The organism is Erwinia sp. TECH1 (genome assembly GCF_054057575.1).
The window spans coordinates 901,303-913,501 of the sequence record NZ_JBSRZK010000001.1 but is presented as its reverse complement, the minus strand read 5'-3'; the positions used below and the strand labels follow the sequence as shown (position 1 = coordinate 913,501).

The window sequence follows — 12,199 nt, the reverse complement described above, 5'->3', positions numbered from 1 at the left end:
GCGTCTTCGTTAGCGTTGCAGCTCGTCCAGCGCGGGCGCATCCAGATGCGACACGTCTCCCGCCGTTTCCACTACCCAACCGGACGCCAGCCAGGCGCTCTTTTGGTAATCGACGCGGGAAATGGAGCAGTTGCGCAGCCGTAGCCGACGCTCGGCCCACGCAGGCAGCCCCAGCAGCGTACTCACCAGCACGCCCAGCGCCATACCGTGGCTGACCAGCAGCGGACGGCTGCCGGCGGGCAGGTTCAGACAGGCGTTCAGCGCCTCGTGCATTCGCGCGGCCAGCTCCGTCATCGACTCGCCGTTCGGGATACGACCGTTTTCGGTGCCGTTGATCAGCGTGGCGCGCCAGCTCTCTTCTTCCGGCGTCAGCGAATCCAGCGGGCGCTTTTCCAGCACGCCCATATTCAGCTCGCGCAGACGCGGCTCCAGCGTCACTTCACAGCCGCAGGCGTCCGCGATGATTTCAGCCGTGCGTTTGGTGCGGCCCAGGTCGCTGGCGATGACGTGAGTAATGCCCAGATGTTTCATCCGTTCACCCACCTGCTGCGCCTGCTGCTCTCCTTTAGCCGTCAGCGCGCTGTCCGACTGTCCCTGAATGCGTCTCGCTGCATTCCAAAGCGTTTCTCCGTGGCGAACAAGATAGACCTGTAACATTGCTGTTTTCCGTTATACTGCGGCAAATTTGCGTAAGGGGTTCAAACAATTATGTACCATGTTGTCGCTGCAACCATTAATCCGGCAAAAATTAAGGCAATTTCTCAGGCTTTCAGCGATATTTTCGGTGAGGGATCCTGCCATATGGAGGGCGTCGAGGTCGACAGCGGCGTGGCCCTGCAGCCCCTTACCGATGCAGAAACGAGAACTGGCGCACGCCAGCGCGTGCAAAATGCCCGTCAGCTGCGTCCGCAGGCGGATTTTTGGGTGGCGATTGAAGCCGGTATTGAAGGCGAAAGCGCGTTTGCCTGGATGGTGATTGAAAACCGTCAGCAGCGCGGCGAGTCACGCTCCGCCAGCTTTACGCTGCCGCCGGTGGTGCTGAAAGGCATTGCGGCCGGACGCGAACTGGGCGAAGTGATGGCGAGCCTGACCGGCATTGAAAACATCAAGCATAAGGGCGGCGCGATCGGCGCCTTTACCGCCGGGCAGCTCAGCCGCACCAGCGTCTATCATCAGGCGCTGATCCTGGCGCTCTGCCCTTTCCATAACGCGGTATACCAGCAAAGCGCCGACGGATCAGATCTTATCTGAACCGTTCAGCAGCTGCGCCTCCAGCCAGGTTTTCAGGGCAGGCGGCGCGCTTTTCAGGCTGTTCGAGCCACGGGTGATAGTAGCGATGCCGACGCCCAGATCGTTTTTCAGCTCGCGCTGGCTCATCTCGCCGCGCATCAGCTCTTCGATAATACGCAGGCGCGTGCCCAGCGCCTCGCGTTCGTCCGGCGTCATCATCAGCTGAAGTAGCGGTAGGTGCAATCCGTTGTCAAAAGCGTGCTGGAGCAGCACAACAAAGCGCTGCCACTCTTCGTTGTGCGGTTCCATCGTTACGGGAATGGAAGGTTCAGTCATAGGTGGCCCATACTCTTTAACTAGTACAGCAGTCTAGCACAGGCCGGGCGGGATCAATAGCGTCGCTGCCACTCGCCGTCAGAGAGAATATTGTCCGACTGCCGCATAAAGTGACGATAGTAGGCATCGTAAGCCAGCACGTTTTTTACATAGTTACGCGTTTCCGAAAAAGGAATGGTTTCGATAAAAGCGACCGCGTCCAGGCGGCCAGCGCTGTTCCCCAGCCACGTTCTGACCCGTGACGGCCCGGCGTTATAGGCCGCCGAAGAAAAAATGCGGTTCTGGCCGAACTGTTGATAGACCGATTCCAGATACTGGGTGCCGATCTGGATATTGGTTTCCGCATCCAGCAGCTGGCTGCTGTTGCTGTAGCCCGGCAGGCTATAGACCTTCACCGTATGCTGCGCGGTCGCGGGCATGACCTGCATCAGCCCGGATGCGCCAACCGGCGAGCGGGCTTTCGGATTCCAGGCGCTCTCCTGGCGGGCAATCGCCATCGCGTAGCTGACAGGGATCGCTTTGCCTTCCGTATAGCGCTTAAACTGTTCCTGATAGGCCAGCGGGAAGCGCTCCTTCAGGCTGTTCCACAGTTTGCCGGAAATGGTCGCCTGCACGCTGAGCACCCACCAGTTCTGCTCGTAGGCGTAGCGCGCCAGCTGCTGCTGCTGGCTGCGGCTTTTGCTGCCGACCAGGTAGCTCCATTCGGTTCGCGCCAGGTTATCCATATTCCAGTACATCAGTTCACGCACGCGGGCGATTTCCGGCCCCTGAGTCAGGCTGCGCTCTACCGACGGCGCCTCGTCAATCTGTAGGGGATAGGCAACGCCAAGACGCTGGGCGGCGACCATCGGATAGAAGCCGCGCTCCTGCATCAGGCCGCGCAGAATTTTATCGGCTTCCTCTTTGCGGCCCTGCTCCAGCAGCAGATCGGCCTGCCAGTACTGCCATTCATCTTTCTGCTTGGTTTCTACCGGCAGTCGGGCGATCCAGGTGTTCAGCCCGCGACGATCGTTGTTGCCCAGCGACATCCTGACGCGGCGCTCGATTAGCGCATCGGAATCGCTGCGCATCACCACGTCATCGCGCCAGCGCGCCTGTTCCGTCGTCACGTCGCTGCCCATTAATCGCCACGCGACCGCCTCTTTCAGGCTCTGCTCTTCCTGCTCGCTCATCTTTTGCACCCGCACCAGCGTCGGGATCATCGCGCGGGCGTTTTCGGCATCTTCACGCGCCACGCGCGCGAAAGCGATGGCGGTGGCCTGGCGGGTAAAATCGGTCGGGCCGGCGATACGGGCGAAGGCCTCCACGTTTTGCGGATTGTTTTGCAAATCTTTCACCGCGCTGGCGATGGTCTGATAATCCTCAGGAAGCTGATCCGCCAGGAAATTCACCAGGTTACTGTTGCCGGCCACCATAGCCAGACGAATACGCTCCAGCGTGGTAATCGGCGTCTGTTCACCTGCCGCCTGCCAGGCGCTGAACAGCCTGTCGCAGCCCGGCGGCAGCGAGGTGCCGCGTAGCCAGATCGTTTTAGCGCCTTTCCAGGCCACCTGCTGCTCGCCAGTGGCCCATTTGGCGTAGTACCAGTTGCAGCGTGCGGCAACAGGTTTAGGTTCGGTCGGGCTGAACACCAGCAGGCCGCGCCAGTCTTCGCGTCGCGCCAGCTCGTTGATAAAGCTTGAGGAAAGCGCGCGAACCGGCGGCAGCGTCGGGTTTTTTTTAATAAAATCGTTGATAACGAAGCTGCTCTGCTGATCGAGGCTTTGCGCCAGCTCGCGATATTCAAGATAGGGATAAAGCGGGTAATCGCGCAGCGTGGGCATCAGCTGCGCAACCTGATCCATCTGTTTATTGTCCCAGGCCTGCTTGATTTGCAGGTAGCGCGTGCGCTGCGCATCCAGCGAATCCGCGTGCGCCGTGCCTGTTACTATCGCCAGGCAAACGCCTGCCGCCCAAAACCGCCACTTGTCCGCCATGACTTTTCCCACGTTAACGCCTCTCTTTGTCCTGTGCTTACCATTAAAGCTCTTAACATGCTAACCAGGCCTGGCGACTCCCGCTATGCCGCATCGGCAAATTTACTTAACCTGACTTCTTTAAACGCCGGGTCAACAGGGCTTCGTCAGGCTATTTTGGCTGGCTAAAGGTTAATTGCGATCAACAATCCTTGCCCTGCTTTCCTTCAGCATAGCCTTCCTTGCTCGCCTCAACGCTACCCGCCTTTAGCCTGACTGGCGGAGAACAGCCATCTGACTCACTGATGTTATGACGTTGGTAGCGGGTTCTGTTATCCACTCCCCGCAAGGATTACCTGTGATGCAAAAATTAAAATCGCCGCCTGCCTGGTATCGTTATGATGCGGCTGGCGTAATAAAAAGAATGCAGAGTCATGAATCGGGGCTTTCCGCAGAAGAGGCGCAGAAACGTCTGGTCGGCCTCGGCCCCAATACGCTGCCGCCGCGCAGGCGTCGGTGCCCGCTGATGCGCCTGCTGACCGCGCCAATCTGCGTTCTGCTGTTGGCTTCGGTGTTAACCGCCGTTACCGAACATTGGCTGGATACCGGCGTCATCCTTGTCGTTATTCTGCTTAACCTGCTGGCTAACTGGCTACAGCAAAACGCCACGCAAAGCTCGCCAGATCTTGCAGACGGCTTTCCCGATCGCGCAAGCGTCAGGCGCGAGGGTAATATTCTGCAGGTGGATACCCGCAGCCTGGTGCCGGGCGACATCATTATGCTGGGCGCGGGCGATAAAGTCCCTGCCGATCTTCGCCTGATCGAGGCGCAAAATCTGCGGGTGGATGAAAACATGTTAACGGGAGAAGCAACCGTCGTTGCCAAACAAACGGCCGCGACCGAAGGCGAACGGCCTGCGGAAGTCCGCAGCAATATGCTTTTTTGCGGCTCCACGCTGGTTTCAGGCTGCGCCACCGGTATTGCGGTAGCCACCGGAGCAAAAACGCAGCTGGGTCGCATCGAGGCGGCCCTGTGCTCTGTCAGACCGCGCCGGACGCCGCAGCTAAGATCGTTCGACAGGCTCGGCAACGGCTTCTGGCTGCTGATGGTCACGCTGATCGCTTTTCTGTTCTTCTATGCGCTGCTGCGGCACAGCCTGCCGATGCAGGGACTGATGCAGACGCTGGCCGGTCTGGCGGTTGCCGCCGTGCCGGCAGGGCTGCCGATGATTATCGTGCTGGCGCTGGCGTTGAGCATATGGCGCCTGAGGAAAATGAATATTGCCGTCCGCCATCTCTCCACGGCGGAAACACTGGGCGCGCTGAGCGTCGTCTGCTGCGATAAAACCCACTCGCTGACGATGAACGAAATGACGGTCAGGGCGCTGATCCTGCACGAAGAAACGATCCGCGTAGAGGGCAACGGCTACCAGCCGACAGGCCGCTTTTTACAGGACAAAGACTGTAGCATCATAGCGCCAGCCGTACACGCCCGGCTCCGCGACCTGCTAAGAAATATGGATCTGTGCAGCGACAGCACGCTGCTAAAAGATGAGGGAAAAAACTGGCGCATCACCGGCGAGCCGACGCAGGCCGCGCTTAAGGTGGCGGCTGCCAAAGCGCACCTGCCTGAACGGGCGGCGCTGCTGCTGGATAAGCTGCCGTTTGATGAGCTCAGAAAGTATCAGGCAACGCGCTATCTGGTTGACGGCGAAAGCTATATTCTGGCGCTCGGCGAGCCGGAAGCGCTGCTGCGGATATGCGACTTCCAGCAGACCGGACAGGGTCTGGAAGCGCTGGATGTTGCCTGGTGGCAGCAGCAAATAGCGCACCACGCTGCAGAAGGCCTGCACCTTATTGCCAGCGCCTGCCGTCCGGCCGATAAAAACCAGGCCGCGCTTTGCCACGACGATTTGCAAAACGGCCTGATTTTCTGCGGCATAGCGGCCATGATAGATCCGCCGCGTCCTGAAGCAGCCAGAGCGATTGTCGACTGCCAGCGTGCCGGGATCCGGGTAAAAATGCTGGCCGACGACCCTGTGGCAACGGCGCTGGCCATTGGTCGAATGACAGGCATTGGCGGCAGCCATAGCGAGTTGACCGGCCGCCAGCTGGAGCGAATGAGCGATATTGAGCTGGCCCGGGTGGTGGATCGCTATGACATCTTTGTGGGCATGACGCCCGCGCACAGGCAACGGCTGGTCGCCGCGCTGCAAAGCCAGGGCGAAGTGGTCGGCATCACCGGCAACGGCGCTCAGGATATCCCCGCGCTCAAACAGGCCGATGTCGGAATAGCGACACAGGCTGCAAACGGCAGCGCGACAAAAGCGATCGCCGATCTCGTGCTGCCCGATAATCATTTCGCCGCGCTTATCAGCGCCGTACAGGAAGGCCAGCGCCTTCGTGACGGCCTGAAAAAAGCGGGACGCTTTATGCTGCCAATCTGCCTGGCGCAGACGCTGCTGTTTATCGCCGCCCTGCTGGCAGGAAAATTTATTCCGATCGCGCCTCTTCAGGTTTTATGGATAAATGTCGCGGCGTCGGTCACGCTTGCCGTTAGCCTTATCAGCGGAAAAACAGCGTCCACGCCTGTCTGTTCCCGGCCGCGGAAAGCGAGCCATTCGGCGCAAGGCTGCCGGTTCTGGCACCTCGGCTTTACAGGCGTAACCATTATGCTGAGCGCTTTCGTAACCGAGCTGTGGCTGCAATCACGCGGCTACGAACCAAAATTTATTCACGCCGTGCTGCTGCAAACGCTGATCGTGGCGCAATGGGTCTGGCTGCTGAACTGCCGCGAACCGGCGCGATCTTCGCTCAATACCGGCCTGCTGAAAGATTATGGTTTCTGGCTGGCGAGCGCTCTGCTCGCGCTGTTGCAGCTGGCTCTGTTCGGCCTGCCGGTGATGCAAAGCCTGTTTGCCACCGTGCCGCTGCCGCAGGAAATCCGGCTGCTTACGCTGGCCGTCGGCGCGCTGCTGTTTGCCGTATTCGAGCTGGAAAAAATGCTGACGCGGCGCCGACAGCAGTCCGCCATCAAACAGTGGCATCCGGCAGAATAATAGCGCACGGCCTGGGCGCCGCTCGCTGCGGCCCCTGGTGCTGTACGTTCCCGCACGGCCGGCTTCCTTATCGCCCCTTTTTTGTTCATTCGCTGCCCAAATAACGTGCACCCTCGCCTGATTATTTATTTAAATAGTTAATAATCAGCAAGTTATCCGTATGGCACGGCTTTTGCTCTGTTTATTCCATCTTGTATACCAGATGGAATTCAACCTATGGCTTTCACCGGTTTTACCCTGAATGACTGGCGGCGTTACCATCAGCAGCAGCCGCAGGAGCTGTTCGCTACCCTTTCCTCTTTGCTGGCGGAGCTGAGCCTGGAAGATAACGCCTGGCTTTATCTTGCCACCCCTTCTCAGCTGCGGGCGCAGACGGAACCGCTGCTGGCGGCCTGGCAGAAGGATCCGCAGTCGCTGCCGCTGTTCGGCGTGCCCTTTGCGGTGAAAGACAATATCGACGTGGCGGGCTGGCCGACCACCGCCGCCTGCCCTGCTTTCGCTCACGAAGCCGCAACCGATGCCGTTGCGGTCGCCAGGCTGAAGGCGGCGGGCGCCGTGGTCATCGGCAAAACCAATCTCGATCAGTTCGCTACCGGCCTGGTAGGCACGCGGTCGCCCTATGGCGCGGTGAAAAACAGCTTTAATGCGGATTACGTCAGCGGCGGCTCCAGTTCCGGTTCGGCTTCCGTGACGGCTCGTGGCCTGGTCTGCTTTGCGCTGGGCACCGATACCGCTGGCTCAGGGCGCGTCCCGGCCGGCTTTAACAATATCGTCGGCCTGAAGCCGACCAAAGGCTGGCTGTCGGCCACCGGCGTGCTGCCAGCCTGCCGCCTGAACGATACGCTTTCCGTGTTTGCGCTGACGGTGGAAGATGCTTTCCAGGTCGCGACCTGTGCGGGCGGCTATGACGCCAGCGACGCCTATTCACGCGACAATCCGGCGCTGGCGCCCGCCGCCCTGCCTGCCGCGCCGCGCCTGGCTGTTCCTTCTCATCCCACCTTTTTTGACGATGCACAGGCCGAAGCCGCCTGGGAAAAAGCGCTGGCCGCGCTGCAGGCGTGCGGCGCCACGCTGCATCCTGTCGATTTTGCGCCGTTTCACCAGCTGGCCGAACAGCTTTACTCGGGGCCCTGGGTAGCCGAACGTACCGCGGCCGTCGGCGAGATACTGCACCATCCGGAACAGATGGATGCGACCGTGTACGGCATTATCGCCAGCGGCCAGCACTACAGCGCGGTTGACGCTTATCAGGCGGAATACCTGCGCGCGGAGCTGAGCCGTCAGATCCAGCAGACGCTTGCCCAGTTTGACGCGCTGGTGGTGCCAACGTCGCCGACCATCCACACGCTGGAAGAGATGCGGCAGGAGCCGGTGCGCTATAACTCGCAGTTTGGCACCTATACCAACTTTACTAACCTGGCCGATCTCTCGGCGCTCGCCCTGCCAGGGCCATTCCGTGAGGACGGGCTGCCCGCCGGGATCACGCTGATTGCGCCCGCGTGGCACGATCGCGCGCTGGCGACCTTTGGACAGCGCTGGCAGCAGAGCCTGGCGCTCGACCTGGGCGCGACCGGAAAAGCCTGCGCCGCGCCGTCCGCTTTGCCCGCTTCGCCACACCACGTTCGTGTCGCGGTCGTTGGCGCGCACCTGACTGGAATGCCGTTGAATCATCAGTTAACCCGCCGCAATGCGGTGCTGGTGGAAGAAACCCGCACCGCCGACGCCTATCGCCTTTATGCGTTGGCCAACACCCAGCCGCCCAAGCCGGGGCTGGCGAAAGCGACCGGCGGCAAAGCCATTACCGTCGAGCTGTGGGACATTCCGTTGGCGCGCTTTGGCGAATTCGTAGCGGAAATCCCTGCGCCGCTCGGCATCGGCACGCTGACGCTGGAGGATGGTCGTCAGGTAAAAGGCTTTATTTGCGAACCGGCGGCGCTGGCCGACGCCCGGGACATCACCGAGTTTGGCGGCTGGCGCAACTGGCTGGCGCGCAAGGAGGCTTCCCATGTTTAATACCGTTCTTGTCGCCAACCGGGGCGAAATCGCCTGCCGCGCCCTGCGCACGCTGAAAAAGCTGGGCATTACCGGCGTGGCGGTCTATTCCGACGCGGATAAAAACGCGCAGCATGTCAAAGAGGCGGATATCGCCATCGCGCTGGGCGGCGAAAAAGCCGCCGACAGCTATCTGCGTATCGACAGGATCCTGGCAGCGGCGCAGCAGAGCGGCGCCCAGGCGATCTGGCCCGGCTACGGTTTTCTTTCCGAAAGCCTGCCGTTTGCGGCGGCCTGTGAAGCTGCGAACATCGTTTTCGTCGGCCCCACGGCGCAGCAAATCGGCGAATTCGGCCTCAAGCACCGCGCCCGCGAGCTGGCCGCCGAGGCTGGCGTGCCGATGACGCCGGGCACGCCGCTGCTGAACTCGCTGGCGGAAGCCTTAACCGCCGCGGACGCCATCGGCTATCCGGTGATGCTGAAAAGTACTGCGGGCGGCGGCGGCATCGGCTTAACCCGCTGCGGCGACGCACAGGCGCTACGCGACGCCTGGGAAAGCGTCCGCCGCCTGGGCGAGCAGTTCTTCAGCGATGCGGGCGTCTTTCTGGAACGCTGCATCGATCGTGCGCGCCACGTGGAAGTACAGATTTTTGGCGACGGCAAAGGCAAAGTCGTCGCCCTGGGCGAACGCGACTGCTCGCTACAGCGCCGTAATCAGAAAGTGGTGGAAGAGACGCCCGCGCCCAATCTGCCGGAAGCAACGCGTCGCGCCCTGTTGGAATCAGCTGTCCGGCTGGGCGAGCGCGTCAACTATCGCAGCGCGGGCACGGTGGAATATATCTACGACGCGCAGCGCGACGAATTCTTCTTTCTGGAAGTGAATACCCGTTTACAGGTCGAACATCCGGTCACTGAATGCGTAACCGGGCTGGATCTGGTCGAGTGCATGTTGCAGGTGGCGGCGGGCGTGGAGCCGGACTGGGCGCGTATGGCGCAGGCGCCGCAGGGCGCGGCGATTGAAGTGCGGCTCTATGCCGAAGATCCGGTGAAAAACTTTCAGCCCAGTCCGGGCGTGCTGACGGACGTCTGCTTTCCGGAAGGGGTGCGCGTGGACAGCGGCGTGACGACGGGTTCAGAAGTTTCCGCCTTTTACGATCCGATGATTGCCAAGCTGATCGTTCACGCGGAAAACCGCGAGGCGGCGCTGGCAAAAATGCGCGAGGCGCTGAATGAAACGCGGCTGCACGGCATCGCCACCAATCTCGACTATCTGCGTCAGGTTATCGCCACCGACGAGTTCCGCAGCGGCCAGGTGTGGACGCGCCAGCTGGACAGCTTTACGCCTGTGGCCCACGTCATTGAAGTGATCCAACCCGGCACCTGGAGCAGCATTCAGGATTACCCTGGCCGTCCCGGCTACTGGGACATCGGCGTGCCGCCGTCCGGCCCGATGGACGACTTCGCTTTTCGGCTGGCGAACCGCATCGTTGGCAACGCAGAAGAAGCGGCGGGCCTGGAGTTTACCCTGCAAGGCCCGACGCTGCGCTTCCACACCGACGCCGTGATCGCCTTAACCGGCGCGGATTGCCCGGCGACGCTGGACGACGCGCCGGTTGGCTACTGGCAGCCGGTGACGGTCAAAGCCGGACAGACGCTGACGCTGGGCCGCGCGCAGACGGGCTGCCGCACCTACCTGTCGGTACGCAACGGTTTTGACGTGCCGGACTATCTCGGCAGCCGTTCGACCTTTGCCCTTGGCCAGTTTGGCGGCCATGCCGGACGCACGCTGCGCGTGGCTGATATGCTGCCCGTTTCGCAGCCGCAGCTTGCCGCCTGTACCACGCCAGCGCCGGTCGGCGAGCCGCAGGCCGTTGACGCCGCGCTGATCCCCACCTACGGCGACGAATGGCGCATCGGCGTGCTCTATGGCCCGCACGGCGCGCCGGACTTTTTTACCCAGCGCTCTATCGATGAATTTTTCGCGCAGTCGTGGCAGGTTCACTACAACTCCAACCGGCTTGGCGTGCGGCTGGCCGGGCCAAAACCGGACTGGGCGCGCCCCAACGGCGGCGAAGCGGGCCTGCATCCCTCTAACGTACACGACTGCGAATACGCTATCGGCGCGGTGAATTTTACCGGCGACTTTCCGGTGATCCTGACGCGCGACGGGCCAAGCCTCGGCGGCTTCGTCTGTCCTGTGACCATCGCCAAAGCGGAGTTGTGGAAAGTCGGCCAGGTCAAGCCGGGCGACCGCATCCGTTTTCATCCGATTGGTTTTGACGAGGCGCTGGCGCTGGAGAAAGCGCAGGAAGCGCGGATTAACACGCTGCATAACATAACCACGCCCGCCTTTGCCGTGCCGTCGCTGGCGGAAACCGCGCACGGTTCGGGCACTATCCTGGCCGCGCTTGAAGCCACAGCCAGCACGCCAGCCGCCGTTTATCGGCAGGCGGGCGATAACTATATCCTGCTGGAGTATGGCGACAACGTGCTGGATCTGGCTCTACGGCTGCGCGTTCATCTGCTGATGATTGCCCTGCGCGAAACCGGCCAGCCGGGCATGGAGGAGCTGTCGCCGGGCGTGCGCTCGCTGCAAATCCGCTACGACAGCCGCATCCTCAGCCAGAAACAGCTGCTGGCGCTGCTGCTGCGCGTGGAAAAGGAGCTGGGCGACGTCAGCCAGCTGCGGGTGCCTTCCCGCATCGTGCATCTGCCGATGGCCTTTGAGGACAGCGCCACGCTGGGCGCCGTCGAGCGCTACAAAGAAACGGTGCGCGCCAGCGCGCCGTGGCTGCCGAACAACGTTGATTTTATTCAACGCATCAACGGGCTACCGACGCGCGAGGCGGTGCGCCAGACGCTGTTCGACGCCAGCTACCTGATCCTGGGGCTGGGCGATGTCTATCTGGGCGCGCCCTGCGCCGTGCCGGTGGATCCGCGTCATCGCCTGCTCAGCTCCAAATATAACCCGGCCCGCACTTTTACCGCCGAAGGCACCGTCGGCATCGGCGGCATGTATATGTGCATCTACGGCATGGATTCCCCCGGCGGCTATCAGCTGGTGGGCCGTACGCTGCCGATCTGGAACAAATTCCTGAAAAACGACCAGTTTGCGGCGAATGAACCCTGGCTGCTGCGCTTCTTCGACCAGGTGCGTTTCTATCCGGTCAGCGAGACGGAGCTGGACAGGCTGCGGGAAGACTTCCGCGAAGGCCGGGGCCGCATCGCCATCGAAGAAACCTTCTTTGATTTTGCCGAACATACGCGCTTTTTACAGGAAAACGCCGCCGATATCGCCGATTTCCGCCAGCGCCAGGCCAGCGCCTTCGAAACCGAGGTCGCGCTGTGGGCGCAGGAAGAGGAAGGCGCGCCGCTGACCAGCGAGGAGACGCTGCTGCCGCAGGAAGAGGAGGATGGCCTGCTGGTCAGTGCCGATCTCAACGGCAATATCTGGAAAGTGCTGGTGCAGCCGGGCGACGAAGTGGTGGTCGGCCAGCCGCTGATCGTGGTGGAGGCGATGAAGATGGAGCTGACCGTCAACGCGCCGCAGGCGGGCCGCGTCAGGCGTATCGGCTGCCAGCCGGGTCGGCCGGTCAGGCCGGGTGACGCGCTGCTGTGGCTGGAATAA

At 61.5% G+C, this 12,199-nt stretch carries 7 protein-coding genes; 4 read left to right on the top strand and 3 right to left on the bottom strand.

All coding sequences use genetic code 11. From position 1 onward, the window contains the following. Positions 1-9 precede the first annotated feature (9 nt). The gene (gene gpmB / locus ACVWZ0_RS04170) at positions 10-657 is read right to left on the bottom strand and encodes a 2,3-diphosphoglycerate-dependent phosphoglycerate mutase GpmB (RefSeq protein ID WP_253455399.1); all 648 of its coding nucleotides are present in this window, start codon (positions 655-657) and stop codon (positions 10-12) included. Positions 658-708: 51 nt separating this feature from the next. On the opposite strand from gpmB, the gene yjjX reads away from it, so the two are divergent. Continuing rightward, positions 709-1,251: an inosine/xanthosine triphosphatase gene (gene yjjX / locus ACVWZ0_RS04165; RefSeq protein WP_253455401.1), complete on the top strand. Its 543-nt coding sequence runs from the start codon at positions 709-711 to the stop codon at positions 1,249-1,251. Here the strand turns inward: yjjX and trpR are convergent. After that, positions 1,237-1,566 (bottom strand): trp operon repressor, encoded by a 330-nt coding sequence (gene trpR / locus ACVWZ0_RS04160; RefSeq protein ID WP_125290501.1) that lies wholly within the window; start codon positions 1,564-1,566, stop codon positions 1,237-1,239. The genes yjjX and trpR overlap by 15 nt on opposite strands. 53 nt (positions 1,567-1,619) lie before the next feature. Then, positions 1,620-3,542, bottom strand: coding sequence for a murein transglycosylase (sltY, locus tag ACVWZ0_RS04155; protein ID WP_253461123.1), 1,923 nt, complete (start codon positions 3,540-3,542; stop codon positions 1,620-1,622). 340 nt (positions 3,543-3,882) lie between these two features. On the opposite strand from sltY, the gene ACVWZ0_RS04150 reads away from it, so the two are divergent. From ACVWZ0_RS04150 to uca, 3 genes are all read left to right on the top strand, one after another. Beyond that, a complete protein-coding gene (locus ACVWZ0_RS04150; RefSeq protein ID WP_253455403.1) occupies positions 3,883-6,579 on the top strand; it encodes a P-type ATPase in 2,697 nt (898 codons plus the stop codon). Positions 6,580-6,795: 216 nt separating this feature from the next. Beyond that, complete coding sequence (gene atzF / locus ACVWZ0_RS04145; protein WP_253455405.1) at positions 6,796-8,592, top strand: allophanate hydrolase; 1,797 nt, start codon at positions 6,796-6,798, stop codon at positions 8,590-8,592. Next, positions 8,585-12,199: an urea carboxylase gene (gene uca / locus ACVWZ0_RS04140; protein ID WP_253455407.1), complete on the top strand. Its 3,615-nt coding sequence runs from the start codon at positions 8,585-8,587 to the stop codon at positions 12,197-12,199. The genes atzF and uca overlap by 8 nt, the downstream gene beginning before the upstream one ends.

Excerpts from the sequence above, each read along its gene's own strand:
- gpmB (WP_253455399.1), bottom strand. The coding sequence starts at position 657 with ATGTTACAGGTCTATCTTGTTCGCCACGGAGAAACGCTTTGGAATGCA.
- yjjX (WP_253455401.1), top strand. The coding sequence starts at position 709 with ATGTACCATGTTGTCGCTGCAACCATTAATCCGGCAAAAATTAAGGCA.
- trpR (WP_125290501.1), bottom strand. The coding sequence starts at position 1,566 with ATGACTGAACCTTCCATTCCCGTAACGATGGAACCGCACAACGAAGAG.
- sltY (WP_253461123.1), bottom strand. The coding sequence starts at position 3,542 with ATGGCGGACAAGTGGCGGTTTTGGGCGGCAGGCGTTTGCCTGGCGATA.
- ACVWZ0_RS04150 (WP_253455403.1), top strand. The coding sequence starts at position 3,883 with ATGCAAAAATTAAAATCGCCGCCTGCCTGGTATCGTTATGATGCGGCT.
- atzF (WP_253455405.1), top strand. The coding sequence starts at position 6,796 with ATGGCTTTCACCGGTTTTACCCTGAATGACTGGCGGCGTTACCATCAG.
- uca (WP_253455407.1), top strand. The coding sequence starts at position 8,585 with ATGTTTAATACCGTTCTTGTCGCCAACCGGGGCGAAATCGCCTGCCGC.